Raw genomic sequence first — 25,549 nt, 5'->3', positions numbered from 1 at the left:
CCAGGTGACGGGCTGGCAGAGCGCACTTCAGCCGCGGCCAACGAACGGCATGTTGGTCGCCATGACGGTCATGTTGAGTACGTTGGCCGATAGAGGCAGCTTGGCGATATAGCGGACCGCGTCGACAACGTGAACCATATCGACCATGGGTTCGACGGCGATTTCGCCATTGGCCTGGCGAACACCTTTGGTCATGCGCGCCGACAAATCGGTGAGGGCATTGCCAATATCGATCTGGCTGCAGGCGATGTTGAAGTCGCGACCATCGAGCGCAAGGCTTTTGGTAATGCCCAGCACGGCGTGCTTGCTGGCGGTGTAGGGCATGCTGAAACTGCGTGGCGTGTGCGCCGAGATCGACCCGTTGTTGATGATCCGGCCACCTTGCGGTTGCTGTCGGCGCATCAACCCGAACGCCGCGCGACAACACAGAAAAACCCCGGTGACGTTGGTCTGCAGTACGTCGGCCCATTTGGCCACGTCCAGCTCGTCGATGGGCACTGCGGGCGCGCCGATGCCGGCATTGTTGAAGATGACGTCAAGGCGCCCGTAAGTCTCTTCGACCCTGGCGAACAACGCATCCACGCTGGCACTGTCACGCACATCGGCCGCCACGGCCAGGGCTTCACCGCCCTGCTCGGCGATCTTCCGAGCCACGGCCTGCACGGTCTCCAGGCGTCTGCCTGCCAGCACCACGCAGAAGCCGTCGGCTGCCAAACCGAGGGCCGTTGCCTGCCCAATGCCGCTGCCGGCACCTGTCACCAACGCTATCTTCTTCGACATACTTGTCTCTCCGGTTTCGGGATCAATTACTGTCCGCTGCGCGCCCCTTGCGTTCCTGGATCATCTGCTCACCGCTTTGCTGGCGCTGCTGCTGGAGCATATCGCCGCCTTCAGGCGATGCCGAGGGCGCAGGCCTTGGGATCGTACTCGAACTTCGAGTGGCCGGCGCGCGATTCATGCTGCTGGAGGGGTTGCGCGTGGTGTTGGCCTGGGGCTGCGCAGTGCCGGGTGTCGAGGCCGTGCCAGGTGCCGGGGCCGTGGTGCTTGCGGGGCTGGCAGCGGAACCCGCCGCCGGGCTCGAGGCACTGACGCCCGGCGCAGCACCCACACCGCACGAGGCAGCGAAGAGCATTCCAACCAGGCCGGTGTACTTCAGGGCGTGCAAGAGCGCTTTCATGGATGCTTACCTCGGGCAATGACGTGATGGGTTTCCTGTTGTAGCTGAGCCCGTTGGCCACCTGTAGTTCCCTGGGTGCGCCGAGCGTGGAGGCGGTTGTTGGCTTGCAGGCGCGCGGCTGGGTTACCCTTGCAGGGATGAACTTGCACTTATCAATACGTTTCAACAAGGATCGAAGCAATGTCCGAGCCGGCGAAAAACCGCGCCCCTCATCAGGCCCACTGCAAGGACTGCAGCCTGGCGCCGCTGTGCCTGCCGCTGTCACTGGAACTGGCCGACATGGATGCGCTGGACGACATCATCAAGCGCGGCCGCCCGCTGAAGAAAGGTGAGTTCCTGTTTCGCCAGGGGGAAGCCTTCGCAGCCGTATATGCCGTGCGTTCCGGTGCCTTGAAGACGTTCAGCCTGAGCGACAGGGGTGAAGAGCAGATCACCGGATTTCATTTACCCAGCGAACTGCTGGGGTTGTCCGGGATGGACCGCCTGGTGTATCCGGTGACCGCGCAGGCACAGGAAACCACGTCGGTGTGCGAGATTCCTTTCGAACGCCTCGACGAGCTGTCGGTGCAACTGCCGCAGCTGCGTCGCCAACTGATGCGGGTGATGAGTCGCGAGATCCGCGACGATCAACAAATGATGCTGCTGCTGTCGAAAAAGACCGCCGAGGAGCGTATCGCGACCTTCCTGGCCAATCTGTCGGCCCGGCACACTGCACGCGGCTACTCGGCGGTGCAGTTTCGTCTGAGCATGTCGCGCAACGAGATCGGCAACTTCCTGGGCATGGCGATGGAAACGGTGTCGCGGGTGTTCACTCGGTTCCAGCACGGTGGGCTGCTCGAAGCGCACGGCAAGGAAGTACGCATCCTCGATGCGCAACGCCTGTGCGCCGTGGCCGGTGGCACGGTGCTCGAATGAGCACGGCAGGTGGGGCAGTACTGGCCACCCCTGAGGGTTATACTGCACAACCCCTGCCCTGCCAGAGCTACGACCGATGGTTTTCGACGAACACAGCTTCAAATCCCTGATCCGCCCTGTGCCGGATTTCCCCAAGCCCGGCGTGGTGTTTCGTGACATCACCCCGCTGTTCCAGTCGCCCAAGGCTCTGCGCCTAGTGATCGACAGTTTCGTGCACCGCTACATCGACGCCCCGTTCAGCCATATCGGCGCCATGGATGCGCGCGGTTTTCTGATCGGTTCCATCGTTGCCCACCAACTGAACAAACCGCTGATCCTGTTCCGCAAGCAAGGCAAGCTGCCCGCCCACGTGCTGAGCGAGGGTTACCAGACCGAATACGGCGAAGCGTTCCTGGAGGTGCATGCCGACAGCCTGTGCGAAGGCGACTCGCTGGTGCTGTTCGACGACTTGATCGCCACCGGCGGCACCCTGATCGCTGCGGCCAATCTGGTTCGGCGCATGGGGGCCGAGGTGTTCGAGGCCGCCGCGATCATCGACCTGCCCGAGTTGCAAGGCTCGCAGCGTCTGCAGGACGCCGGCGTGGGCACCTTCTGCCTGACCCGCTTCGCGCTCGACGAGCGCTAGCGCTCGTTGCAGCACCACTGCGACGTCGCACCACAGGCCATCCGATGCAGTCCCCGGCGGGATGTTGCGGTCCACATCCACAGCATCCACTCACACCTGGAGACGACATGACTCATTCTGCATTGGTAGTAGGCGCAAGCGGTATCGTTGGCAGCGCGACTTCGCGACTGCTGCTGGATCAGGGTTGGCAGGTTGCCGGACTGGCGCGCAAGCCCAACGTGGCCGAAGGGGTTACCCCTGTGCAGGCCGACCTGATGGACCCAGCCTTCCTGGCCACGGCACTGGCCGAGCTGAAGCCCAGCCATGTGTTCTTGACCACTTGGGCTCGCCAGGATACCGAAGCGGAGAATATCCGTGTCAACGCCGCCATGGTGCGCAACGTGCTCGATGCGCTGCGCGCGGCGGGCAGCGTCAAGCATGTAGCCTTGGTGACCGGCCTCAAGCACTACCTGGGCCCGTTCGAAAACTACGGCAAGGGCAGCCTGCCACAGACGCCCTTCCGTGAAGAACAAGGCCGCCTGGACGTCGAGAACTTCTATTACGCCCAGGAAGACGAAGTGTTCGCCGCCGCCGAGCGCGATGGCTTCACCTGGAGCGTGCATCGCCCCCACACCATCACCGGTGTCGCGGTGGGCAACGCCATGAACATGGCAACCACCCTGGCGGTGTACGCGTCGATCTGCAAGGCCACCGGGCGGCCGTTCGTGTTCCCCGGTTCGCGCGTGCAGTGGGACAGCCTGACGGACATGACCGATGCTCGCCTACTGGCCAAACAACTGCTGTGGGCCAGCACGACGCCTGCCGCGGCCAATCAGGCGTTCAACGTGACCAACGGCGACGTGTTTCGCTGGAGCTGGATGTGGCAGCAGATCGCCGACTGGTTCGGTGTGCAGGCTTCACCCTTTCCACAACAGGTTACGCCCCTGGCCGAGCAGATGGCCGACGATGCGGCGGTGTGGCAGCAGCTGGCTCAGGAGCAGGGCCTGCTGGAAGCCGATATCGACCGCCTGGTTTCACCATGGCACACCGACGCCGACCTGGGCCGGCCCATCGAAGTGGTGACCGACGTTTCCAAGAGCCGCCGCTTGGGCTTCAAGGAGTTCCAGGCCAGTGACCAGGCGTTCTTCGATGTGTTCGAGAAGCTGCGCAGCGAGCGTCTGATTCCCTGAGGCGACGTATGAGATATGCTGGCGGTCTGCCTCACTGATTCGGACCCACGCAATGAACGTTCTCAAACGCGCCCTGCTCGACCGCAAGCTGAAGAAAGCCCTGGCGGCACGCAAGTGTCGCCTTGACTGCGGCAGCCGGGGCCTGCGCAATGGTATCGAGCTGACCCTGGAAGAAGGCGTCAAGCTGCATGACGTCAAGCTGTTCGGGGAGCGCCTGAGCATTGGTGCACACACCGCCATCATGAGCGGTGCCGAGTTGCACGAGGTGTCCGAGATCGGACGCTACTGCTCGATTGCGGCCGGCACGGTCATCGGTCACAGCCGCCAGTCCCACCCGCTGGGCTGGCTGTCTACCCATAGCAAACTCTTTGCCCTGCGGGCGGCTCGGACTCCCGAAGTGGCCGGCTACTACGTCAGTACCCCGACCACCTTGGGCCATGACGTGTGGATCGGGCGCGACGCCATGCTCATGGACGGCATCAGCATCGGCACGGGTGCCGTGGTTGGGGCTCAGTCGCTTGTGAACAAGGACGTACCGCCTTACGCCATCGTCGCCGGCACGCCGGCACGGGTTATTCGCTACCGCTTCGACCCCGAAACCATCGAGCGGCTGCTGGCCAGCCAGTGGTGGGAACTGCCGCCCGAGGCACTGGCGGAACTGCCAATGGAACAGCCCCAGGCGCTGCTCGAGACGCTGGCCGACACGCCTCCAGCCAGCCTGATGCCGCGCAGGATCAAGCTGCACAGCGCAACATGGCGCATCGAAACGCTCTGACCTGCGGCAGCTGCCGGCTCTCACCCATGAAGAATGATTGAATCCCGGCTGTGACGTGCCTGTCTCAACTGCACATTCATTGCGCGAACGAGAGGCCGGTATGGACCTGGGAATCAAGGGGCGTGTGGCGCTCATCACTGGCGGCAGCGGCGGTCTGGGCCTGGCAACTGCGAGGCTGCTGGGCGAGGAAGGCGTTTTTGTCGTGTTGAGCGACAACGATGCAGACAAGCTCGAGCAAGTAGCCGCCCTGTTGCCCGAGACAGTGCTGAGCGTGGTAGCCGATGTGACCGACCAGCAGCAGGTCGACCATCTCGTGGCTCAAGCCGAAGCACGCTTTGGCCAGATCGACATTGTCGTCCACACCGCTGGCGTCACCGGGGCCAAGGGCGACCCACTGGCTTTGTCCGACGCCGATTACCAGGAAGCCTGGAGCACTGACTTCTTTTCCGCCGTCCGCGTGGCGCGGGCCACCATTCCGAAAATGCGTGAGCGAGAGTGGGGACGTTTTGTCTGCATTACCTCGGAGAATGCGGTGCAACCGTACTGGGAGGAAGCGGTGTACAACGTGGCCAAGGCTGCGCTGGCGGCGTTCGTCAAGAACCTGTCCTACAAGGAAGCGGGATTCGGCGTGCTGTGCAACACCGTCGCGCCTGCCTTCATCGAGACGCCCATGACCGATGGCATGATGGAACAGCGCGCGCAGCAGATGGGCACCTCATTCGAGGAGGCGATCGAGAGTTTTCTCGAAGAGGAACGCCCTGGCATCGTGCAAAAACGTCGGGGCAAGGCCGAGGAAGTCGCTGCCGTGATCGCGCTGCTGGTGTCGGAGCGAGCGTCATTCGTCAATGGCAGCAATGTGCGCGTCGACGGTGGCTCGGTGAGAGCCGTGCAGAACTGAAACCTGTGATGAAAAAACCTCCCGGCAGGCGTGCTGCAGGGAGGTTTTTTCTTGCAGCGCGATAGCCGAGTGGCAATCAGGCCAAATCGTTCTGCGCCTTGCCAGAACCCAGGTCTGCGCCGGTAACCGGGTTGGCGTCCGGATCGGACTCGGTACGCAACTTCAACGCTTCCAGCACCTTGGCATCCTTGGCGCTCAATACCACCGAAGCACTGCCGTCACCGCCGTCCACGGCCGGTTCCGGCTCGGCCACGAACTCCCACTCTTCACCCTGGTTCCACGGGCCGCGTACATTGGGTTCGCCGGACATATTGAAGTACTTGTTGGTGAACTCCGGCATGCCTGGCAACTTGCCTTGGGGAAAGTTGGGTTGAATGGCATGCAACGCGTTTTCGAACGACAGCTGGTGGGCGATCTCCCGAGTCATCAAGAATCCCAATGCTTCTTTCACGCCTGGATCGTCGGTGACATTCATCAAGCGCTCGTAAACAATCTTTGCCCGTGATTCAGCGGCAATATTGGAGCGCATATCGGCAGTCGGTTCGCCGATGGTATCTATATAAGCAGCGGTCCAAGGAACGCCTGCGGAGTTCGTCAGGGGAGCACCGGCGCCATACAGCAGGCTGGTGATATGGGAATCGTTGCCCGCGCCATTGATTGCACGGTACAACTCGCCTTCTTCCTGAACACCTTCTGCCAACTGGCCTTTTGCGCCCTTGTTGAGCATGACGATGATCGAACCGACGATCTCCAGATGGCTGAGTTCCTCAGTGGCGATGGACATCAGCAGATCCTTGCGGCCCGGATCATCCTCGGCCAGGGCTTGGGTAAAGTAACGTGCCGCCGCGGCCAGTTCGCCCTGGGCACCGCCGAATTGCTCCAGCAACAGGTTGGCCAAACCTGGATTGGGTGCCGCGACACGCACTGTGTATTGCAAACGCTTGTTGTGCAAGAACATTGTGGTTTCCTCAGGCTGATCTAATTATGAATCGGCACACGCTCGCTTCTGTTGGAGAGGAGACTTCGGAACAGCACCGTCATAGGTAGGAAACAACAACACCCCGTTAATCCCATTTAATTATCGCAACCGGATCAATGGTTGTACTTGCAGAGAATAACTACTGGCCTATTGATTTGATCGACAGCACTCATAGTTTGCGTACGATATATTGGATAGTTTAAAACTTTCCGAAAAAACCTCTATTACCAGGCAGCAATCGCGAACCTGTAGCAGCGGCGCAAGCCGCGTCGGCGGCCCACGCAGTGAGGCGGCAACACACTGTCGGGCCCAGACGCAGTATGCCCCGCCGTACTGATAACCTTCGACCCGTCAGTGGGATTTCCCGAAGAGTTTCTTGCCCAGGCTGACCACTGCCAATACCGCGGCGCCGGTAAGAATGCCGGTCAGCGCGTCGACCAGAGTGCTCGCCACCGTGCCCATCAGACCACCGCCAGCCAGCGCCACCGCCGCCTCACTGAGGTGATGCACGAACGGCAGGCCATGCGCGATGATTCCGCCGCCCACCAGAAACATGGCAATGGTGCCCAGTATCGACAGTACCTTCATCAGCACGGGCGCCAACCACAGCAGCCCGTTGCCCAGCGCCTGACTGGCCGCGCCGGTCTTCTGCTTGAGGTAGAGGCCAACGTCGTCGAGCTTGACGATGCCGGCCACCAACCCATAGACACCTACGGTGATCAGCACAGCAGTGATCACCAGCACGCCGACCTGGTCCAGGTAGGGCCTCGTGGACACCACGCCCAATGCCAGCACGATGATCTCCGCCGAGAGAATGAAGTCGGTGCGCACCGCACCTTTGATCTTGTCCTTCTCGAACGCCACCATGTCGACCTTGGCATCGGCCATGGCGGCCTTGCGCTGCTCGAGGTCGGCGGCCGAATCCTTGTGCAGGAACTTGTGCACGACCTTCTCGAAGCCTTCGAAGCACAGGTACGCGCCGCCGATCATCAACAGCGGCGTGATCAGCCAGGGCGCGAATGCGCTGATCAACAGCGCTGCAGGTACAAGGATCGCCTTGTTCAGCAGGGAACCCTTGGCCACCGCCCAGACCACCGGCAGTTCACGATCCGCCTTGACCCCGGTGACCTGTTGGGCATTGAGCGCCAGATCGTCGCCCAGCACCCCGGCGGTTTTCTTCGCGGCCAGGGAAACGTCGTCGAGCAGAGTCGCGATATCGTCGAGAAGCGTCAGCAAATTGCCTGCGGCCACGGGGAGCATCCTCATGAGTAAGTTAGGTGGCTGACGCACGGGGGTCGGCTAAGTTCCCTGCCGGGCCATTGTTGAGGGCCCGGCAACGCCGGTGCTACCATCGCGGACCCTGCAACACAGCCGGGGTCCACTGCGCAGAAACAAGGACTTTTGCCCACCATGAGCAGTATTCGCGAGCGCAACAAGGCACTGATTCTGCGCGCGGCCAGTGAGGAATTCGCCGACAAGGGTTTCGCCGCCGCCAAGACCCACGACATCGCCAGCAAGGCCGGCGTGCCCAAGCCCAACGTCTACTACTACTTCAAGTCCAAGGAAAACCTCTACCGCGAGGTGCTGGAAAGCATCATCGAGCCGATCCTGCAGGCGTCCACGCCGTTCGATACGGCAGGCGAGCCGCAGGAGGTGCTGCGTGCCTATATCCGCTCCAAGATCCATATCTCCCGCGCCCTGCCCTTCGCCTCGAAAGTGTTCGCCAGTGAAATCATGCACGGCGCGCCGCACCTGAGCGCCGATCAGGTGGATCTGCTCAATGCCCAGGCTCGGCACAACATCCAGTGCCTGCAGACCTGGATCGATCGCGGCCAGATCGCCCCGGTCGACCCCCATCACCTGATGTTCAGCATCTGGGCCGCAACGCAGACCTACGCCGACTTCGATTGGCAGATCGCTTCGATCACCGGCAAGGCGAAACTGGACGACGCCGATTACGAAGCCGCCATCGACACCATCACGCGCCTGGTGCTCAAAGGCTGTACGCCGGATTAGCCCAGGCTGGGCAAGGCTTGGCGCACGGCCTTGCACCCGCGCGGCAAAGCTCCTACGCTGTGCGCCTCTTCGGGAAGCACCTTTCTATGACCACTCTGCGTGATCGCCTGTACGTCGTCGTTTTTCAAAGCGACACCCCTGCCGGACGGCGCTTCGACAAGACCTTGTTGCTGATCATCCTCGCCAGCCTGCTGGTGGTGATCATCGACAGCGTCGAGACCGTCCACAGCCAGTATGCCGACCTGTTTGCCTGGATCGAATGGGGCTTCACTTTCATCTTCGCCGTCGAATACCTGCTGCGCCTGTACTGTTCGCCCAAGCCTCTGCGCTACGCGTTCAGTTTCTACGGCCTGATCGACCTGCTGGCGATCGTGCCCGGCATTCTGGCCATCTACTACAGCGACGCCCAGTACCTGATGATCGTGCGCGTGGTGCGCATGCTGCGGATCTTTCGCGTACTCAAGCTCAGCCCTTATCTGAAGCAGGCCAACTACCTGCTGGCAGCCCTGCGCGGCAGCAAGCAGAAGATCATCGTGTTTCTGGTCAGCGTCAGCACCCTGGTCACGGTATTCGGCACTTTGATGTATGTGGTCGAAGGGCCGCAGAACGGCTTCGCCAACATTCCCACCGGCATCTACTGGGCCATCGTCACCCTGACCACCGTCGGCTACGGCGATATCGTGCCCACCACGCCGATCGGCCAGGTGCTCTCGGCCATGGTGATGATCACCGGTTATTCGATCATCGCGGTGCCCACCGGCATCCTTACCGCCGAACTGGCCAACGCCATGCGTGGCGAAGGCCTGCAGCACGAGTGCGCGGTGTGTCACAAAGGCAGCCATGAGCAGGCAGCGTCCTTCTGCTCGCAATGCGGCAATGCCTTGTTCAAAAAAGCGCTATAAGCACAGCAGTTTTTGATCTAACCGTGCCCATCATGTCGAGGTAGCCGCGCAGGCATAATGCCGCCTATTTCCAAGAACGCTCGAAGAGGGAACTGCAGTGAAGAAATTGATCGGTGCCTCGCTGTTGGCGGCAGGCTTGACCCTGACCGGCCTGGCCCAGGCCGCGCCCAGCCTGCTCAACGTCTCGTACGACGTGATGCGCGACTTCTACAAGGACTACAACAGCGCCTTCCAGAAACACTGGCAGGCTGAACACAACGAAGCGATCACCGTGCAGATGTCCTTCGGCGGTTCGAGCAAGCAGGCGCGCTCGGTGATCGACGGCCTGCCGGCCGATGTCATCACCATGAACATGGCCACCGACATCAATGCCTTGGCCGACAATGGCAAGCTGGTGCCTGACAACTGGGTCACGCGCCTGCCGAACAACAGTGCACCATTCACCTCGGCGACCGTGTTCATCGTCCGCAAGGGCAACCCCAAGGCGCTCAAGGACTGGCCCGACCTGCTCAAGGACGGCGTGCAGGTCATCGTCCCCAACCCCAAGACGTCCGGCAACGGCCGCTACACCTACCTGTCGGCGTGGGGCTATGTGCTGAAGAACGGCGGCGACGAAAACAAGGCCCGCGACTTCGTCGGCAAGCTGTTCAAGCAGGCGCCGGTACTCGACACCGGCGGCCGCGGTGCAACCACCACGTTCATGACCAACCAGATCGGCGATGTGCTGATCACCTTCGAGAACGAAGCGGAAATGATCGCCCGCGAGTTCGGCCGCGATCAGTTCGAAGTGGTCTACCCCAGCGTGTCCGCCGAAGCCGAGCCGCCGGTCAGCGTGGTCGACAAGGTGGTCGACCGCAAAGGCACGCGCGCCGCAGCCGATGAATACCTGAAGTACCTGTGGTCGCCCGAAGGCCAGGAGATCGCCGCCAACAACTACCTGCGCCCCCGCGACCCTGCGGTATTGGCCAAGTACACCGACCGCTTTCCAAAGGTTGAATTCCTCTCGGTGGAGAAGACCTTCGGCGACTGGCGCAGCGTGCAGAAGACCCACTTCAACGACGGCGGCGTGTTCGACCAGATCTATACCGGCCAGTAACGGCGGTCAACGCTGGCTGGCCTGCTTCACGCCGGCCAGGGTTCAGGGATGCTTGCGGCCCAATCCGGCCGGCACGCCGGTGGTGTCGGTGGCTTCCCAAGGCCCCTTGGGACTGGTGGCCCAGCTCCAGCCATCATTCCACCGGTAGTAGGTACGCTGCCGGTAGTAGGTGTCGGGTTGGTCCTCAAGCACGTAGACGCCCAGGCTCGGGTCCCAGTGACTGGCACCACCGGGCGGCGGCGCGAAGCTGGCCGAGGTGCGCGGCATGGGCTTGGGTGCAGGCGGTGCGGGCGGCGCAGGCGGGGTCGGCGCCGTGCTCGGTCCGGCTGGTGGCAGGGTCTGCACCGGCGGCCGTGGCTCCGGTTCGGACGGGCGCTGCACGGCGCAGGCACTCATGCCCAGGGCCAGGCCGATCACGGCCATTCGAGCTAAACGGTTCATGGCATCTCTCTAAAGGTCGGGACTGTCGATCAGCAATTGCTGCACGGCGGCGCTGTCACTGGCAATCGGCGCACCGCGTGCCAGCCATTCGCCCTGAGTGGGCTGGCCGGCCCTGGATATCCGGGCGATGAGTTGGACTTCGGCAAAGTTCGACAGTTTCAGCTGTGGCATCATCGCGTCGCTATCCGCCAGCTCGACCTGCGCCGGGAGGTCAGCGACCGTCAGGCGCTTGACCGCCAGCGGCATCGGTGGCCCGGACACCGCGCGAGCAAAGACGAACACGCTGTCACCCGGCTGCACCTTGGCGACCAGCGCGGGCGCCAGCGTCACCCGCACCTTCAACCCGGCGCGCGCGGGCGTGGGCCGGGAGGCTGGCGGTGTGTCGGCGGACGCCAGTTGGCTACGAGCGCGCGCGATTCCAGCCTGCAATGCCGTGCGTGCCGGGTCCGCATCCGGCAACGTTGCCAGCAGCCGCTCCCAGTAGCCGATGGCTTGTTCGAAGCGCTGGCTCTCGAAGGCGGCGATGCCGAGCAAGCCAAGGCTGGTTGGCTCCTTCGGATCGCCCAGCAGGGCTTCGTCGGTCAACGCCTGGATGGGTTCGGACCACTGCCTGCCCGCAGCAAAATACAGCGCCTGCGCCCACTGCCCCAGTACCTCGGGCTGCCGCCCGGTCAGAGACGCCGCACGCTCGAACAGCGCCGCTGCTTGCGCTGGGCGATTCTGCGCCATGTAGGTTCGTCCCAAGATATAAATGCCTTCTACGGCCTCTGGCTGCATCTGCACCGCCTGCTCCAGGCGCGCCGTCATCTGCGCCACGGACGTGGGCGGCACGGCGAACTCGCGGCTCAACTCGACCTGGTCGCTGGCGCCGTAATGCAGGTACAGCACCAGCCCCACGACCGGCACCAGCAGCGCCGCAGCCAGCGGAACCGCGCGGCCCAGGCGAACATCCGACGCCGTCTGGCTGCCGTCGGTATCGGTAAGCAGCTCACGGGCCGCTTCCGCCTGGCCGCTTTCCAGCTGTGCGGGAGTCAGTACACCCGCCCTTTGCTGGGTGTTCAGCTCGGCCAGTCGCTCTTGGTACAGCGCCACGTTGAGTGCCGTACGGTCTTGCTCGGGCTGCTCGCGACGAGCCCGCAGCAACGGCACCAGCACGAAACTCAGTGCAACCAGCAGCAACAGCCCGGCAGCGAGCCAGAAATCGATCATGGGTGGTCTTCATCCAGCGGTTTTTGGGCAAGCAAGTCAGCCAGGCGAGCCCGCTCGCCCGGGTCGAGATCGCGCGGGCTGGTGGCCGGTTGCCGACGTCGGCGGCGCACCGTCACCGCGATCACCCCCACGCCGGCCACGAGCAAAGCCGCCGGGCCGAACCAGAGCAGCCCGGTGCGCGCGGTCAGCGCCGGTCTGTAGCGGACGAATTCGCCATAGCGGTCGACCATGAACTCGATGATCTGCTCGTCGCTCTTGCCTTCGGTCAACAGCCGATGAATCTCGCGGCGCAGGTCGCCGGCAATGGGCGCATTGGAATCGGCGATGTCCTGGTTCTGGCACTTCGGACAACGCAACTGCTGAGTCAACTGGTGAAAGCGCTCGCGCAATTCCTCATTGGCGAACCTATAGGTGTCGATGGCGGCGTGCGCCGCTCCGGCCAGGCTCGACAGCAGCATGCAGGTCAGCAGCCAGCGTTTCAGGTTCATGGTCGGGCCTCGTCGAGCAGCGCCTGGTACAGCGGCGCCAACTGCTCGCGCCATACGGTCTGGTCGATGACACCCACCCACTTGTGGCGAATCACCCCGCGGGCGTCGATGAGAAAGGTCTCCGGCGCGCCGTAAACGCCCAGATCCAGGCCCAGAGTGCCGTCCTTGTCATTGATGTCCAGCGCGTAGGGGTTGTGATAGTCCGCCAACCAGCGGCGCGCGGCTGCGTTGTCATCCTTGTAGTTGATGCCGTAGATCAGCACGCCCTGCCGGGCCAGCGTGTTGAGCAGCGGATGCTCGACCCGACAGGCCACGCACCAGGTGCCCCAGACATTGACCAGTGCGGGCTTGCCCAGCAGGTCGGCGCGGGTCAATATCCGTTCGCCCGGGGTATCGGCCAGGCTGAACACGGGAAACGGCTTGCCGATCAGCGCCGACGGCAGCTGTGCCGGGTCCAGGTGGAGGCCGCGGTAAAGCAGCACCGCCACTATCAGGAATGCGCCCAAGGGCAGCGCCAGCAGCCAACGCTTCATACCGGGGCTCCTTTGCCGAGTACGTCACGCACGCGCGCTTTGACCTTGAGCCGATAGCGCTTGTCCAGCGCAGCGAGCAATCCCCCCAGCCCCGTCAGCAACCCGCCCAGCCAGATCCAGCGTACGAACGGCTTGACGTGGATGCGTACGGCCCACGCACCGTTTTCCAACGGTTCGCCCAGGGCAACGTAGAGGTCGCGGGTAAAACCGGCGTCGATGCCTGCCTCGGTCATCACCGATTGCTGAACGGTGTACAAACGCTTTTCGGGATGCAGCAAGCTGACCTGTATACCCTCGCGCAGGACCTGGATGCTGCCACGCTGAGCGGTGAAATTCGGCCCGCGATGAGACTCGGCACCGTTGAAGATGAATTGATAGCCACCCAGTTCCACTGCATCGCCCGGTGCCATGCGCAGGTCGCGCTGGGCACTGTCGTGGCTAGACAGCACCACGCCCAAGGCACAGACGGCGATGCCCAAGTGGGCCAGTTGCATGCCCCAGTAGCTGCGCGGCAAGCCAGCCAGGCCTCGGCGAAAGCCCGTGTGACGGGTCTTGTCGTGCAGGTCGCGGGCACCGGCCAGCAGCACCCAGGCAGCCAGCGCAAAGATGGTCAATACCGGCCAGGCAAAATCCCCCAGGCACCACGCTGCCAGCGGCGCCAGCAAGGCACTGCCGATCAACACAGGCACCAGCATGCCCCGCAACCAGGCCGTTGGCGTGTGTTTCCAGCGCACCAGCACACCGACCGCCATGGTCAGCATCAGCAGCGCCATCAAGGGCACGAACAGCGCATTGAAATAGGGTGGGCCGACCGACAGCTTGGCGCCGGTCAGGGCATCCAGGGCCAGCGGATACAACGTACCCAGCAGAATCATGGAGGCGGCCACCAGCAGAATCAGGTTGTTGCCCAGCAGCAGAGTTTCGCGCGACCACAGGCCGAAGCCCACATGACTCTTGACCACCGGCGCGCGCAGCGCAAACAGGGTCAGCGAACCACCCACCACGAACAACAGGAAGATCAGGATGAACACCCCGCGCGTTGGGTCGGACGCGAACGCGTGCACCGAGGTCAGCACGCCCGAGCGCACCAGGAAGGTTCCCAGCAGGCTCAGGGAAAACGCGGCGATGGCCAGCAGCACCGTCCAGCTCTTGAACACGCCGCGCTTCTCGGTGACCGCCAGCGAATGGATCAGCGCGGTACCCACCAGCCAGGGCATGAACGAGGCGTTCTCCACCGGGTCCCAGAACCACCACCCGCCCCAGCCCAGTTCGTAGTACGCCCACCATGAGCCCAGGGTGATGCCGATACCCAGAAAGCTCCACGCCACCATCGTCCATGGACGTGACCAGCGTGCCCAGGCCGCGTCCAGCTTGCCGCCCAGCAGCGCGGCAATGGCGAAGGCAAAGGCCACCGAAAAACCGACGTAGCCCATGTACAGCATGGGCGGGTGAACGATCAGGCCGATGTCCTGCAGCAAGGGGTTGAGGTCGCGGCCGTTGGCGGGAATCTGCGGCAGCATCCGAGCGAAGGGATTGGACGTCAGGATCAGGAACAGCAGGAAGCCGACGCTGATCATGCCCATCACTGCCAGCACCCGCGCCAGCATCACCTGCGGCAACTGCCGCGAGCCGATCGACACGGCGAAGGTCCAGCCGCCCAGGATCAGCGCCCACAGCAGCAACGAGCCCTCGTGGGCACCCCATACCGCGCTGAACTTGTAGTACCAGGGCAAGGCGCTGTTGGAGTTTTCGGCCACGTAGCGCACGGAAAAGTCGTCGTTGAGGAAGCTTGCGGCCAGGCAGGCGAACGCCAGCACCAAGAACGTGAACTGGCCCCACGCAGCTGGCCGCGCCAGGCCCATCCACAGCCGGTCGCCGCGCCAGGCACCAACCAACGGCACACTGGCCTGCACCAGAGCCAGACACAGCGCCAGGATCATCGACAATTGGCCCAGTTCGGGCACCAACAGCGCAGCGATCATGGCGAAGCTTCCATTCGGCCGGAGTCTTTCAAGGCTTTGGTGACTTCCGGGGGCATGTATTTCTCGTCGTGCTTGGCCAGTACCTCGTCCGCCTGCACCACGCCGGCAGCGTTCAGGGTGCCGAGGGCGACGATGCCCTGCCCCTCGCGAAACAGGTCGGGGAGGATGCCGCGGTAGGTGATGGTGACGCTGCGCTGGAAGTCGGTAACCACGAAGCGGACATCCAGCGAGTCGCCGGAACGCTGCAGCGAGCCCCGCTCGACCATGCCGCCGGCGCGAATGCGCGTGCCCACCGGCGCCTCGCCATTGGCGATCTGGGTCGGCGTGTAGAACAGGTTGATGTTCTGCTGCAATGCACCCAGGGCCAGGCCTACGGCAAGCGCGACACCTGCCACCAGGGCGAGGATGAGCGTCAGGCGTTTTTTGCGTAGCGGATTCACGGTCGACCCTCCCGGCGCAGACGTCGCGCTTCCTGTTGCAGGTGACGTCGCCGGGCCAGCAGCGGTCCGGCCACGTTGACCAGCAGCACCAGCACGCACAGGCCATAGGCCGACCAGACGTAGACGCCGTGGCGCCCCATGCTCAGAAACTCGCCGAACGAATCGAAGCTCATGGCGCGGCCTTCGTTTTCAAAGCACCGGCCAGGTACTCCCGGACCCAGCGGCTGCGAGCTTCGCGTCTGAGCACTTCCAGGCGCATGCGCAACAACAGCACGGCGCCGAAGAAACAGTAGAAGCCGAGCACCGTGAGCAGCAGCGGCAACCACATCTGCGCGGGCATCGCCGGTTTTTCGGTCAGGCTGAACGTGGCGCCCTGATGCAGGGTGTTCCACCACTGCACCGAATACTTGATGATCGGAATGTTGACCACGCCGACGATGGCCAGTACCGCACAGGCCTTGGCCGCGTTCTCGCGGTTGCCGATGGCCTGCCCCAGGGCAAGCAGCCCCAGGTAGAGAAACAGCAGGATGAGCATGGAGGTCAGGCGCGCATCCCAGACCCACCAACTGCCCCACGTCGGTTTGCCCCAGATGGCGCCCGTGGCCAGCGCCAACACGGTCATCCAGGCGCCCACCGGTGCGGCGCATTGCAGCGCGATGTCGGCGATCTTCATCTTCCACACCAGCCCGACCACGCCGGCCAGCGCCATCATCACGTAGCAGGACTGGGCAAGCATGGCTGCTGGCACGTGAATGTAGATGATGCGAAAACTGTTGCCCTGCTGGTAATCCGGCGGCGCGAAAGCCAGCCCCCAGACAACGCCCGTGCCGATCAACAGTGCCGCCGCCGCGCTCAACCACGGCAGCAGGCGTCCGCTGAGGGCATGGAAAGCCTTGGGCGAGCCGAGCTTGTGAAACCACGTCCAGTTCATCACCTTGTTCTTCATGACCCCGTATCCAAAAGCATGAGCCAGACGCACACGCGGCCTGGCCCGTTCATTCGCCGACACTGATCTTCAGCCCCGCCGCGATGGCGAAAGGCGCCAAGGTCACCGACAACGCTGTCAGGCTGCCCAGCCATAACAGGTAACCCGTGGCTGGCAGCTGCTGCAACGACGCCTGCAGGGCGCCACTGCCCAGAATCAGCACCGGGATGTACAACGGCAGCGTCAGCAGCGCCAACAGCAGGCCGCCGCGCTTGAGCCCGACCGTCAACGCCGCCCCCACTGCGCCGAGCAGGCTGAGCACCGGGGTGCCGAGCAGCAACGACAGCAACAGCACCGGCAGGCAGCGCTCGGGCAGCCCGAGCATCAGCGCCAGCAGCGGGGAGACGAGCACCAGCGCCAGCCCGGAAAACAGCCAGTGCACCAGCACCTTGGCCAGCACCAGCAAGGGCAGTGGATGTTCGGACAATATCCATTGTTCCAGCGAACCGTCCTCCAGATCGCTGCGAAACAGGCCGTCGAGTGACAGCAGCACGGCCAGCAGTGCCGCTACCCATACCAGGCCGGGGGAAAGACCTTGCAGCACTTGCATCTGCGGACCCACGGCCAGCGGGAACAGCGCGATGACGAGGGCGAAAAACACCAGCGGGTTGGCCAGCTCGGCGGGCCGTCGACACAGCAGCCGTGCTTCGCGCTTGAGCAACAGGACGAAAACACTCATGCCGCCTGCGCGTCCAGTTCCAGCCGCCGGTAGCTGCCGGGGGTCTGCGCCAGCAGATGGTGGGTGGTCAGCACGACCATGCCGCCTCGCTCGCAGTGTCCGACCAGGTGCCGTTCCAACTGCTCCACTGCCTGTGCATCGAGTGCAGTGAACGGCTCGTCGAGAATCCACAGCGGCGGGCCGGGCAGATGCAGACGAGCAAGCGCCACGCGGCGCCGCTGGCCGGCTGAAAGCCGGTGACACGGCACGTCTTCGAAACCGCGCAGGCCGATCGCCGCCAATGCCGCCCAGATGCGCTCGCGACTGGCCGGAGTGTGCAGTGCGCAGAGCCAGGCCAAGTTTTCCTCGGCGCTGAGTGTCTCGTTGATGCCGGGCGCGTGGCCGATCCATACCAGCGGGCAGCCACGTTCGCCCCGGTGTGCGGTCTGCGTCTGCGCCGTCAGCGCGACCTGCCCTTCAGCAGGCTGCATCAACCCGGCCAGCAGGCGCAGCAGGCTGGTCTTGCCACAGCCGTTGGGGCCGCACACCTGAAGCATGTCGCCGGCTGCCACCTGCACCTGCAGACGCTCGAACAGCAGCCGCCCATCGCGCTCGCAGGATAGATCGGTGGCGTGCAGGTATGGGGTCAAGACTCGGCCTTATGAAATCGGATCGCACGTCACGGCGTCGAGCCGTGTTCAAGTTCTGCAGGGCATGGCCGCTATACTTCCATGGCACTGTATAGCAGAGCCGGCCGCAGTGGCCGCGCATTATACATGCGCAGCTCACGCCCAAGGGCGCAACCGACACAGGTTTCATCCATGCCTGACCTGATCAGCAACCTAGCCGCGCTGCCGTCTGCCAGCGGAGCCGCGCGCGCCAGTGCCTCGAACACCGAGATGGTGAAGATCACCCAGCCACTGGACAACCTGCTGGCCCTGGGCGAGACAGTCGACGCCGAGGTGGTGTCGGTCAAGGCCGGCGCCCAGGACTTTCAACTGCTGCTGCGCCTGAGCCTGGCCGGTGGCGGGGTGGCGACGATCACCGCCAGCAGTCTGCAACCGCTGCCCCAGGGCACTGCATTGCTGGTTTCGCACCTGGCCGGCGGCGCGGCCCTGGTCGCCACCCAGGAGCGCGGCAACGGCGCCCCGCTGACCCTGACCCGCATCGACACCCAGGCATTGCCGGTGGGCACGCTGTTGCAGGGCAAGGTCAGCAGCAGCCAGATGCTGCCGCAGATCGCCGGGCAGCCGGCGGTGTATCGGGCCATGATGACCCTGCTCAACACCGCTCAGGCGGGCAATATCCTGGCCATCGAGAGCCCTCAGCCGCTGCGCCTGGGCAGCCTGCTCAGCGCCCAGGTGATGAGCGACCGCAGCCTGAATTTCGTGCCCTTAAGCGGGCGCATGGACCAACTGGCCGTGGCCCAGCAATTGGGCGCCCAGCAAGCTCGGCAGGGTTCCTTGGACAGCCTCCTGAGCGCGGTGCAGAGCCTGCGGCAGAACCCGGAACTCGCGCCACCGACGCGGGCGGGCCTGGAGCGCCTGTTGGCCAGCTTGCCGGACATGCAGCAAATGGCCGACCCGAAAACCGTTGCACAGGCCGTGGTCGCCAGCGGCGCATTCCTGGAAGCCAATCTGCTCAACGGTCAACCGGCACCCGATCTCAAGTCGGCGCTGTTGCGCCTGATGGCGCAGATTGCACCCACTGCGTTGCCCGGCGCGGCGGCGCAACCGGCGGTGGCGGCCAATGTGCTGGCACAGGTGCTGCCGGGGCGCGTGCGCAATGCCCTGAATGCCTGGGGGCAGGTCAGCGAAAAGATCGTCCCGGCAAGCTTTCCCCTGCCCGCCCGCACGGCGCAGAAAAGCGAAGGCGAAGACGACCTCGAACACCTGCTGCGCCTGGCCGGTGCGGCGGTGGCGCGCCTGCAGAGCCATCAGCTCGCGGGCCTGGAACAGACCGGGCGCACCCCAGATGGCGCCACGCAGACCACCTGGCAACTGGAGATCCCCATGCGCCACCTGCACGATTTCATCCCGCTGCAGGTCAAGGTGCAACGCGAAGACCCACCACCGGACCAACAGCCCCACGACAAGAACGAGCTCAGGCCCGCCCAGGAAAAGATCTGGCGCCTGGACCTGGCCTTCGATCTGGATGCACTGGGCCCGCTGCAGGTGCAGGCGCAACTGGCCCACGGCAGCCTCTCCAGCCAGTTATGGGCGCAACGACCAGCCACCGCCCTGCTCATCGAGAACCAACTGGACAATCTGCGGCAGCGCCTGCAGGCCAGCGGCTTGAACGTCGCCGACCTGCAGTGCCATCAAGGCACCGCCCCCCAAGGCGCTCGTACGCGACTGGAACAACGCTGGGTGGATGAAACCGCATGAACGAACGAGCCCCGCGCCAAGCCATCGCCCTGCGCTACGACGGCCAGAAGGCACCTACCCTCACTGCCAAGGGCGACGATGAGCTGGCTGAAGCGATCCTGGCCATGGCGCGCGAATACGAAGTACCGGTGTATGAAAATGCCGAGCTGGTGAAGATGCTGGCACGCATGGAACTGGGCGACAGCATCCCCCACGAGTTGTACCTGACCATCGCAGAGATCATCGCCTTTGCCTGGCACCTGCAAGGCAAGACCCCTTCCGACTTCGAACTGGCGCCTGCGCCGGCCGAGCGAGACATCACGCCCAAGGCCTTGTAGCGCCTGGGCCAGAAGGCTATTTCCCACCCCTCGAATCGAGTCTACGGCGATCGCGTCGATAGCCTTTACCGGGCCGGTTTGCTATCGGCACCGGCGGCGGCCGCCCTAAATAGTTACCACGTCCACCCGATGCGCCGAACGAATCATGGCCTGGCACGACTTTCCGTGCTCTGAAAGGAATACCGCCATGACTTCCCGATTCATCAGCCCGCAGGGTGTGCAAGCCGTCCGCGACGCCCTCCAGGATTACCCCAGGCCCGATCGCGCCGCTGCCGATGCGGTACGCAAGTGGGCGTCGAAACAGGGCCTGGAGCTGAATCCGGACAAGGTCGACGCCGTTACCCTGCACTATCAATTCAAAGGCCAGCGCTGCATCGCCAAGGTCGTGCGCAAGCTGACCATGACCCAGGCGCTGCTGTCGAACTGGCAGGGCGAATCGAACAATGATCTGATCGGCGCCGCCCTGCATGCTGCCTGGGCCGGCACCCCGCCGCCCTACTCGATCACCCTGGTCGACCATCTGGATGAAAAGGGTTTGTTCGACTATGGCAGCGAGTACCTGGTGTACAACGGCCTGTACCGGCAGACATCGTCGGCGGGCTACGACCCGGCCAACCACGTACGCCTTCCTGCCGAAGAGTTTCAACGCTTCATCTGGCACATGGACTTCCAGACGCCCTACAAGCACATGCTCAAGGGCTACTGGAAAAACGGACTGCAAGCCTACCGCGACGCGGCCAAAGTCAATTTCATCGCGGCCTGCAACAGGCAGACGAGCCACGCGAGCCTGAGCGATGCCGGTCGGATTCTGGCCTGGCAGATTGCAGGCCTGCTGCCGCGGCCCCATGCCGTACACGTCGCCTGCCTGAATATCTACGGCTATGCAGCGACCAATCTGCTGTGCCTGAAAAACACTGCGACCGGGCTGACGGTGCTGTACATACCCGGCAACAGCTCGCCGTTCCACGAATTCACCGACGAATCGTCGATGAAGCGGTGGGTGGCCAAGCACTGCAGGCACCCACACACCCGTCAAGCGCTCGAAGCGCACTTTCCACCCGGCGACGAGGCCGACACGCTGGGTTTCAGTGGCCTCGCCACCGCGCTTACGGGTCTGGGCCTGTACCCCGCCTACCACCATTTCGATCCCGACAGACATCCCGGTTTCGCCACCAGCGGTTTGTGGGTACCCGAGGATACGGTCAACTACCGGACGAGCCACTACAGCCCGCCCATCGAAGGCGACCTGTTCATGGCCATGGCCCGCCAACAGAAGAAACGCAGCGAGCAGGACGCCGCGTTCATCATCGACACCGACAGCTCGGTAACCCAGGAAAAGTGGCGCGGCTACTTCACTTCGGCCATCAACACCCTGGCCCCGATCGCGATGGTGGTGCCGGAACTGGCGCCAATCTTTGCCTTGGGCGGCCTTGCTCAACTAGGCCTTGGGCTGGATAGGGCAATCAACGGCAAAAACCTGGAGCAGCGCGCCGCCGGCGCCGGCGATGCGGTCTGGGGGATGCTCAATGCAACACCACTGCTGCACCTGCAGATTCCCCAAAGACCGGCAATCTTCCGCTTCAAGCGTGCCGAGTTCGTCATCCCGGCACGCATCAACGGCCAGCTCGGCTACCCGCTGAGCCCGGTGCAGGCCCCGCACCTTGCGGCCCTTGAGCCAGTTCTGGAGACCGCCTTCAGCCTGCCGCAATCGGTGCAACCCGTGGCCGGGGCGGACCAGGCGCTTAGCGATGCCATCATTCGCGTGCCCAGCTACAGTGGCAGGCACGACCTTCTGGAATGTGAAATAGACGGATACGTCGCTGCCGTTCACTACGATGTGGAGCGTGACGCCTTCGTCCAGAGCACCGACCTCAACGAGATCGATCCGCCGTGCTACGTGGCGCCGCAGCCTGGCGGGCGCTCGCTGTCGCGGTTGCCGAACGTCGCGCGGCCCGTCACCGACGCCCAGCGCGCGCAAACCCTACGGGCGCTGGGGGTCGATCTGACACTGCCGCTGAGCCTTGGCGAACTGCGCCCACCGGTCATGAAAGCCATTGCGAAGAAAATCTCCTGCCTGTGGGTCGGCGACAAGGTCATCAGCGCTGCCTTGCTGGAAAACGTAGGACGCAATGCCGCCCTGCTGCGCGACAGCAGTTACCAATACCGCCTGTTCCTTTCCACGACCTCACCGCAAGCCTATGCGCGCAACGTCGAGCTGTTGGCCCAGCATGCGCCCTCGCTGCGGGTCATCCCGCTCGAACCGCATCCGCTGTACACGGCGTTCAAACGCAGCCGCTATTTTCGGCAATACCAGGCGGCCATCGAAGGCAACGGCGGCATCGCCACCAACTACGCTTCGGCATCCGACGTGCTGCGCTATCGAATTCTGAAAAGCGAAGGCGGCCTGTACATGGATATGGACGACAGCATCCTCGCACCCGGAGAGAAAACCCCCATGGGGCAGCTGGCCGAACCCATCGATAGCGTACCGCTGCGCACGTCGGACCGAGGCCTGATCCTTTCGGTGCCCCTGTCCAATGAAACCCTGGGCATGAACATCCAGTTCGGCAACAGCATGATCGGCAGCCACGCGGGCAATCCGACCCTGGATGCAGTGTCGCAAACGATGCTGGAGCGCTTCGAGGTGCAGCCACGGTTCTACGATAGCCGTCCGGATCGGGCGACCGATCCTGAAGGCTTCCAGCGTTATGCCATTACCTTGAACCACATCAGCGGGCCCGGTGCACTCAACCACACCATCAGCCAGCGGTTGCTTGAGCTGGCGCAGTACCGCGAAGCGTGGAACCTGGCGGCGTTGCCGATCCGCGACATCAACGGCGTCCTCGACTGGTCGGGGTTCAACGATGCGTATCGGACACTCACACCACTCAACCGCTTTTCGCGGGTAGGCAGCAGCCTGAGCTGGACCCACACCTGAGTGACACCGCCGGATGCTGACGAGCAACAGGCGCTGGGCGATCAGCCGCGGTGCAGTTTGCTCATCAGCTCGGCCTCGGCCTGGGTGAGGCCGCAGGCCTGGGTCAGCTCATCCACCGACGCGCCCATGGCCACCAGCTTGCCCGCCTGGGCAAACGACAGGCTGCCGGGGTCGCGTTGCTCGAGCTGGGCCAGCTTCTCCGGCAATGGCCCAACCACCGCGCGCAACTCGTGCAGTGCTTCGCCCAGGCGCACGTTGAGATTCTGGTAATCGTCCAGGCGCTTGGTCAGCTCGCGCAGCCGCTGATCGCGCAGCGCATCGCCTGCCGCCTGTTCAGCAGCCAGCAGGCGCTGGCTTTTCTGGTAGGACAGGAACAGCGAAACCGTTCCAACCCACAGCACCGCCAGCAGGACGACTGCAACCTCGAAGATCAATCAGATATTCTCCAGCTCGGACCACTCTTCTTCGGACATCATCTTGTCCAGCTCGACAAGAATCAGCAGTTCGCCATTCTTGTTGCACACGCCCTGAATGAACTTGGCCGACTCGTCGTTACCGACGTTGGGCGCCGTTTCGACTTCGGACTGGCGCAGGTAGACCACCTCGGCGACGCTGTCGACCAGAATCCCTACTACCTGCTTGTCGGCCTCGATGATGACGATGCGCGTATTGTCGCTGACATCGCTGGAATCCAGACCGAAGCGCTGACGCGTATCGATCACCGTGACCACGTTACCGCGCAGGTTGATGATACCCAGCACGTAGCTGGGCGCACCCGGCACCGGTGCGATTTCGGTGTAGCGCAACACTTCCTGCACCTGCATCACATTGATGCCATAGGTTTCATTGTCCAGACGGAAGGTGACCCACTGCAGGATCGGATCTTCGGAACCTTGGGCGGACGACTTCTTCATGCTACTAACCCCTCAAATGCCATGACGGCGGCGTGTTCATTCAATTCTTGACGATAGCGGTGGTGGCGGCAGGCTTGCCTGGCGCCGAGGCGACTGGACGCAGATGGCGTGCGCCGCCACTGGCGATCAGCTCGGCCAGTTCGGCGACGTCCAGCAGCGCGCACATGTGTTCGATGACGGTTCCCGCCAGCCATGGCCGCTGGCCGCGCTGACTGCGCCACTTGATCTCGTTGGGGTCCAGGCGCAGCGAGCGGCTGACCTGGTGCACGGCCAGACCCCACTCGTAGCCCTGCACCGAAATCACGTACTGCAACCCCTGGCGGAAATCATCGCGGTAGCGATCGGGCATCACCCAACGCGCGGTGTCGAGCACTTTCAGGTTGCCACTGTTGCTGGGCAGGATGCCGAGAAACCAGTCGGGCTGGCCGAACAGCGGCGTCAGGGTCTGGCCAGCCAATGCATAGATCGAACCCAGGCACACCAGCGGCACGGCCAGGGTCAGCCCGGCAACGTCGAACAGCAGGCACTCGAACGGCTCGGCGGCCCAGCTGGGGCGACCATCTACGGTTGCCGAGAGCGGCTGCAGACTTGCCGACGGCAGATGGACATCGACCACCGGTGCGACCAGCGCCGACTCGGCCGACGGGATTAAGTTGGCAATGGGCGTGGGCACCTGCCCCTGCACCGGCGGCGAAAGCACTGGCACCGGCACTGGCACTGGTACCGGCTGCAGGCTTGCAGCATCGCGCACCTGTTCCTCGAGCACGGCTGCCTGGAACTCGTCGAGTCTGTCCAGGCCGGCGTCGAGATCCAGCGCTTCGAACGCCTCGGTGGCTTCATGCAACAGGCCGTCCAGGTAGGACTGCAAGGCCACCTGGGGCCGTTGGGCAATATCGACGGGACGGTTCATCAGGCTACCTGCGCGACGAGTTGTTGGGCCAGCAAATGCTTGAGCAAGGCCCGGTAGGCGACCACGGCGCGGCTTTTGCCGTCGAAGCGCGAGGGTGTCTGTCCGGCCCGGCTGGCGTCGCGCAGACGCGTGTCGACCGGGATGTAACCCGGCCATATGTGCTGCGGGTAATCGTCGCGCAAGGTGCGCAGGGTGCTCAGCGACGCCTGGGTACGACGGTCGAACAACGTCGGAACGATGCTGTATGGCAGGGCCTGACGGCGCGAACGGTTGATCATGGTCAGGGTGCTGACCATGCGCTCCAGGCCTTTGACTGCCAGGTGCTCGGTCTGTACCGGGATCACCAGTTGCTGGCTCGCCGCCAATGCATTGACCATGAGCACGCCCAGCAGCGGCGGGCTGTCGATCACGGCGTAGTCGAAATCCTGCCACAGTTGCGCCAGGGTCTTGGCAATCACCAGGCCCAGGCCACTCTGCCCAGGTTGCTGGCGCTCCAGCGTCGCCAGTGCGGTGCTCGAAGGCAGCAACGAGACGTTGGCCTCGCCGGTCGGCAGCAGCAGTTGATGAGCCAGGCCTGGCGGCACGGCGCCCTTGTGCAGGAACAGGTCGTAACAGCTGTGCGCCAGTTCATCGGGGTTGTGCCCGAAATAACTGGTCATCGAGCCATGCGGATCGAGATCGACCATGACCACGCGCTTGCCCGCCTCGGCGAGCAAACCGGCCAAGGCGATCGAAGTCGTGGTCTTGCCTACCCCGCCTTTTTGATTGGCTACTGCCCAGACTCTCATGGTGATG

Annotated in this window: 29 protein-coding genes; 11 read left to right on the top strand and 18 right to left on the bottom strand. The window is 63.6% G+C overall.

All coding sequences use genetic code 11. The annotated features are described in order from the left end of the window. Positions 1–27 precede the first annotated feature (27 nt). The gene (locus IFT44_RS14300; protein ID WP_192176090.1) at positions 28–780 is read right to left on the bottom strand and encodes an SDR family oxidoreductase; all 753 of its coding nucleotides are present in this window, start codon (positions 778–780) and stop codon (positions 28–30) included. Positions 781–802: 22 nt separating this feature from the next. Beyond that, a complete protein-coding gene (locus IFT44_RS14295) occupies positions 803–1,177 on the bottom strand; it encodes a hypothetical protein (RefSeq protein WP_185794533.1) in 375 nt (124 codons plus the stop codon). A gap of 180 nt (positions 1,178–1,357) precedes the next feature. Between IFT44_RS14295 and fnr the strand changes: the two genes are divergently transcribed. From fnr to IFT44_RS14270, 5 genes are all read left to right on the top strand, one after another. Then, positions 1,358–2,092 carry a fumarate/nitrate reduction transcriptional regulator Fnr gene (fnr, locus tag IFT44_RS14290; protein WP_122475835.1) on the top strand — a complete coding sequence of 245 codons (735 nt, stop codon included), beginning with the start codon at positions 1,358–1,360 and terminating at the stop codon, positions 2,090–2,092. Between the two features lie 76 nt (positions 2,093–2,168). Continuing rightward, positions 2,169–2,717: an adenine phosphoribosyltransferase gene (locus tag IFT44_RS14285; RefSeq protein WP_122475837.1), complete on the top strand. Its 549-nt coding sequence runs from the start codon at positions 2,169–2,171 to the stop codon at positions 2,715–2,717. A 107-nt stretch (positions 2,718–2,824) separates the two neighbouring features. Next, entirely contained in the window at positions 2,825–3,886 is a 1,062-nt protein-coding gene (locus IFT44_RS14280) for an SDR family oxidoreductase (RefSeq protein ID WP_192176089.1), read from the top strand. 52 nt (positions 3,887–3,938) lie between these two features. Further along, the gene (locus tag IFT44_RS14275; protein ID WP_192176088.1) at positions 3,939–4,661 is read left to right on the top strand and encodes a CatB-related O-acetyltransferase; all 723 of its coding nucleotides are present in this window, start codon (positions 3,939–3,941) and stop codon (positions 4,659–4,661) included. A gap of 100 nt (positions 4,662–4,761) precedes the next feature. Then, positions 4,762–5,559: an SDR family NAD(P)-dependent oxidoreductase gene (locus IFT44_RS14270; protein ID WP_192176087.1), complete on the top strand. Its 798-nt coding sequence runs from the start codon at positions 4,762–4,764 to the stop codon at positions 5,557–5,559. A gap of 76 nt (positions 5,560–5,635) precedes the next feature. Here IFT44_RS14270 and IFT44_RS14265 read toward each other — a convergent pair whose 3' ends face one another. After that, on the bottom strand, positions 5,636–6,517 hold the full coding sequence (locus IFT44_RS14265; protein WP_192104629.1) for a manganese catalase family protein: 882 nt from the start codon (positions 6,515–6,517) through the stop codon (positions 5,636–5,638). A 372-nt stretch (positions 6,518–6,889) separates the two neighbouring features. After that, positions 6,890–7,789, bottom strand: coding sequence for a DUF808 family protein (locus IFT44_RS14260; protein WP_192176086.1), 900 nt, complete (start codon positions 7,787–7,789; stop codon positions 6,890–6,892). A 159-nt stretch (positions 7,790–7,948) separates the two neighbouring features. On the opposite strand from IFT44_RS14260, the gene IFT44_RS14255 reads away from it, so the two are divergent. The 3 genes from IFT44_RS14255 (at position 7,949) to IFT44_RS14245 (ending at position 10,552) form a co-directional block, all read left to right on the top strand. Further along, complete coding sequence (locus IFT44_RS14255; RefSeq protein WP_192176085.1) at positions 7,949–8,554, top strand: TetR/AcrR family transcriptional regulator; 606 nt, start codon at positions 7,949–7,951, stop codon at positions 8,552–8,554. Between the two features lie 86 nt (positions 8,555–8,640). Further along, entirely contained in the window at positions 8,641–9,456 is an 816-nt protein-coding gene (locus IFT44_RS14250; RefSeq protein WP_192176084.1) for an ion transporter, read from the top strand. A gap of 97 nt (positions 9,457–9,553) precedes the next feature. Then, entirely contained in the window at positions 9,554–10,552 is a 999-nt protein-coding gene (locus tag IFT44_RS14245; RefSeq protein WP_122475851.1) for a sulfate ABC transporter substrate-binding protein, read from the top strand. A 42-nt stretch (positions 10,553–10,594) separates the two neighbouring features. On the opposite strand, the gene IFT44_RS14240 is transcribed toward IFT44_RS14245, so the two are convergent. From IFT44_RS14240 to ccmA, 10 genes are all read right to left on the bottom strand, one after another. After that, a complete protein-coding gene (locus IFT44_RS14240; protein WP_192176083.1) occupies positions 10,595–10,993 on the bottom strand; it encodes a hypothetical protein in 399 nt (132 codons plus the stop codon). Between the two features lie 9 nt (positions 10,994–11,002). Further along, a complete protein-coding gene (gene ccmI, locus IFT44_RS14235; RefSeq protein ID WP_192137918.1) occupies positions 11,003–12,202 on the bottom strand; it encodes a c-type cytochrome biogenesis protein CcmI in 1,200 nt (399 codons plus the stop codon). Next, complete coding sequence (locus tag IFT44_RS14230) at positions 12,199–12,684, bottom strand: cytochrome c-type biogenesis protein (RefSeq protein WP_244652169.1); 486 nt, start codon at positions 12,682–12,684, stop codon at positions 12,199–12,201. Before IFT44_RS14230 ends, ccmI begins: the two co-directional genes overlap by 4 nt. A gap of 2 nt (positions 12,685–12,686) precedes the next feature. Next, positions 12,687–13,223 (bottom strand): DsbE family thiol:disulfide interchange protein, encoded by a 537-nt coding sequence (locus tag IFT44_RS14225; protein ID WP_122475859.1) that lies wholly within the window; start codon positions 13,221–13,223, stop codon positions 12,687–12,689. After that, positions 13,220–15,190, bottom strand: coding sequence for a heme lyase CcmF/NrfE family subunit (locus IFT44_RS14220; protein ID WP_192176109.1), 1,971 nt, complete (start codon positions 15,188–15,190; stop codon positions 13,220–13,222). Before IFT44_RS14220 ends, IFT44_RS14225 begins: the two co-directional genes overlap by 4 nt. A gap of 11 nt (positions 15,191–15,201) precedes the next feature. Beyond that, positions 15,202–15,645, bottom strand: coding sequence for a cytochrome c maturation protein CcmE (gene ccmE / locus IFT44_RS14215; RefSeq protein ID WP_122475863.1), 444 nt, complete (start codon positions 15,643–15,645; stop codon positions 15,202–15,204). Continuing rightward, positions 15,642–15,818, bottom strand: coding sequence for a heme exporter protein CcmD (gene ccmD / locus IFT44_RS14210; RefSeq protein ID WP_192137920.1), 177 nt, complete (start codon positions 15,816–15,818; stop codon positions 15,642–15,644). Before ccmD ends, ccmE begins: the two co-directional genes overlap by 4 nt. Next, positions 15,815–16,579, bottom strand: coding sequence for a heme ABC transporter permease (locus IFT44_RS14205; RefSeq protein ID WP_185794566.1), 765 nt, complete (start codon positions 16,577–16,579; stop codon positions 15,815–15,817). Before IFT44_RS14205 ends, ccmD begins: the two co-directional genes overlap by 4 nt. Before the next feature lie 61 nt (positions 16,580–16,640). After that, entirely contained in the window at positions 16,641–17,309 is a 669-nt protein-coding gene (gene ccmB / locus IFT44_RS14200) for a heme exporter protein CcmB (RefSeq protein ID WP_122475867.1), read from the bottom strand. Continuing rightward, positions 17,306–17,938, bottom strand: a complete 633-nt coding sequence (gene ccmA, locus IFT44_RS14195; RefSeq protein ID WP_192176081.1) for a cytochrome c biogenesis heme-transporting ATPase CcmA — start codon at positions 17,936–17,938, stop codon at positions 17,306–17,308. The genes ccmB and ccmA overlap by 4 nt, the downstream gene beginning before the upstream one ends. A 171-nt stretch (positions 17,939–18,109) precedes the next feature. On the opposite strand from ccmA, the gene fliK reads away from it, so the two are divergent. The 3 genes from fliK to IFT44_RS14180 all read left to right on the top strand — a co-directional run bounded on the left by fliK (position 18,110) and on the right by IFT44_RS14180 (position 22,930). Continuing rightward, positions 18,110–19,675, top strand: coding sequence for a flagellar hook-length control protein FliK (fliK, locus tag IFT44_RS14190; RefSeq protein ID WP_192176080.1), 1,566 nt, complete (start codon positions 18,110–18,112; stop codon positions 19,673–19,675). Then, on the top strand, positions 19,672–19,992 hold the full coding sequence (locus IFT44_RS14185) for an EscU/YscU/HrcU family type III secretion system export apparatus switch protein (protein WP_192176079.1): 321 nt from the start codon (positions 19,672–19,674) through the stop codon (positions 19,990–19,992). The genes fliK and IFT44_RS14185 overlap by 4 nt, the downstream gene beginning before the upstream one ends. 187 nt (positions 19,993–20,179) lie before the next feature. After that, complete coding sequence (locus IFT44_RS14180) at positions 20,180–22,930, top strand: dermonecrotic toxin domain-containing protein (RefSeq protein WP_192176078.1); 2,751 nt, start codon at positions 20,180–20,182, stop codon at positions 22,928–22,930. Between the two features lie 41 nt (positions 22,931–22,971). Here the strand turns inward: IFT44_RS14180 and IFT44_RS14175 are convergent, their stop codons facing one another. The 4 genes from IFT44_RS14175 to IFT44_RS14160 are packed head-to-tail and all read right to left on the bottom strand — an operon-like array spanning position 22,972 to position 25,542. After that, positions 22,972–23,364 carry a DUF2802 domain-containing protein gene (locus IFT44_RS14175; protein WP_049858773.1) on the bottom strand — a complete coding sequence of 131 codons (393 nt, stop codon included), beginning with the start codon at positions 23,362–23,364 and terminating at the stop codon, positions 22,972–22,974. Further along, a complete protein-coding gene (locus IFT44_RS14170) occupies positions 23,365–23,844 on the bottom strand; it encodes a chemotaxis protein CheW (RefSeq protein WP_043186096.1) in 480 nt (159 codons plus the stop codon). A 40-nt stretch (positions 23,845–23,884) separates the two neighbouring features. Beyond that, on the bottom strand, positions 23,885–24,754 hold the full coding sequence (locus IFT44_RS14165; protein ID WP_192176077.1) for a CheW domain-containing protein: 870 nt from the start codon (positions 24,752–24,754) through the stop codon (positions 23,885–23,887). Beyond that, complete coding sequence (locus IFT44_RS14160; RefSeq protein ID WP_122475877.1) at positions 24,754–25,542, bottom strand: ParA family protein; 789 nt, start codon at positions 25,540–25,542, stop codon at positions 24,754–24,756. Before IFT44_RS14160 ends, IFT44_RS14165 begins: the two co-directional genes overlap by 1 nt. Between the last annotated feature and the right edge of the window lie 7 nt (positions 25,543–25,549).

This window comes from Pseudomonas sp. CFBP 13710, from assembly GCF_014842235.1.
Classification (GTDB): domain Bacteria; phylum Pseudomonadota; class Gammaproteobacteria; order Pseudomonadales; family Pseudomonadaceae; genus Aquipseudomonas; species Aquipseudomonas baltica.
Note: the sequence above shows the minus strand (reverse complement) of the source record. Positions and strands in the feature narration are given on the sequence as shown.

What these genes read in the sequence shown, in the direction of transcription:
- IFT44_RS14300 (WP_192176090.1), bottom strand. Translation starts at nt 780, where the DNA reads ATGTCGAAGAAGATAGCGTTGGTGACAGGTGCCGGCAGCGGCATTGGG.
- IFT44_RS14295 (WP_185794533.1), bottom strand. Translation starts at nt 1,177, where the DNA reads ATGAAAGCGCTCTTGCACGCCCTGAAGTACACCGGCCTGGTTGGAATG.
- fnr (WP_122475835.1), top strand. Translation starts at nt 1,358, where the DNA reads ATGTCCGAGCCGGCGAAAAACCGCGCCCCTCATCAGGCCCACTGCAAG.
- IFT44_RS14285 (WP_122475837.1), top strand. Translation starts at nt 2,169, where the DNA reads ATGGTTTTCGACGAACACAGCTTCAAATCCCTGATCCGCCCTGTGCCG.
- IFT44_RS14280 (WP_192176089.1), top strand. Translation starts at nt 2,825, where the DNA reads ATGACTCATTCTGCATTGGTAGTAGGCGCAAGCGGTATCGTTGGCAGC.
- IFT44_RS14275 (WP_192176088.1), top strand. Translation starts at nt 3,939, where the DNA reads ATGAACGTTCTCAAACGCGCCCTGCTCGACCGCAAGCTGAAGAAAGCC.
- IFT44_RS14270 (WP_192176087.1), top strand. Translation starts at nt 4,762, where the DNA reads ATGGACCTGGGAATCAAGGGGCGTGTGGCGCTCATCACTGGCGGCAGC.
- IFT44_RS14265 (WP_192104629.1), bottom strand. Translation starts at nt 6,517, where the DNA reads ATGTTCTTGCACAACAAGCGTTTGCAATACACAGTGCGTGTCGCGGCA.
- IFT44_RS14255 (WP_192176085.1), top strand. Translation starts at nt 7,949, where the DNA reads ATGAGCAGTATTCGCGAGCGCAACAAGGCACTGATTCTGCGCGCGGCC.
- IFT44_RS14250 (WP_192176084.1), top strand. Translation starts at nt 8,641, where the DNA reads ATGACCACTCTGCGTGATCGCCTGTACGTCGTCGTTTTTCAAAGCGAC.
- IFT44_RS14240 (WP_192176083.1), bottom strand. Translation starts at nt 10,993, where the DNA reads ATGAACCGTTTAGCTCGAATGGCCGTGATCGGCCTGGCCCTGGGCATG.
- ccmI (WP_192137918.1), bottom strand. Translation starts at nt 12,202, where the DNA reads ATGATCGATTTCTGGCTCGCTGCCGGGCTGTTGCTGCTGGTTGCACTG.
- IFT44_RS14225 (WP_122475859.1), bottom strand. Translation starts at nt 13,223, where the DNA reads ATGAAGCGTTGGCTGCTGGCGCTGCCCTTGGGCGCATTCCTGATAGTG.
- ccmD (WP_192137920.1), bottom strand. Translation starts at nt 15,818, where the DNA reads ATGAGCTTCGATTCGTTCGGCGAGTTTCTGAGCATGGGGCGCCACGGC.
- ccmB (WP_122475867.1), bottom strand. Translation starts at nt 17,309, where the DNA reads ATGAGTGTTTTCGTCCTGTTGCTCAAGCGCGAAGCACGGCTGCTGTGT.
- fliK (WP_192176080.1), top strand. Translation starts at nt 18,110, where the DNA reads ATGCCTGACCTGATCAGCAACCTAGCCGCGCTGCCGTCTGCCAGCGGA.
- IFT44_RS14185 (WP_192176079.1), top strand. Translation starts at nt 19,672, where the DNA reads ATGAACGAACGAGCCCCGCGCCAAGCCATCGCCCTGCGCTACGACGGC.
- IFT44_RS14180 (WP_192176078.1), top strand. Translation starts at nt 20,180, where the DNA reads ATGACTTCCCGATTCATCAGCCCGCAGGGTGTGCAAGCCGTCCGCGAC.
- IFT44_RS14170 (WP_043186096.1), bottom strand. Translation starts at nt 23,844, where the DNA reads ATGAAGAAGTCGTCCGCCCAAGGTTCCGAAGATCCGATCCTGCAGTGG.
- IFT44_RS14165 (WP_192176077.1), bottom strand. Translation starts at nt 24,754, where the DNA reads ATGAACCGTCCCGTCGATATTGCCCAACGGCCCCAGGTGGCCTTGCAG.
- IFT44_RS14160 (WP_122475877.1), bottom strand. Translation starts at nt 25,542, where the DNA reads ATGAGAGTCTGGGCAGTAGCCAATCAAAAAGGCGGGGTAGGCAAGACC.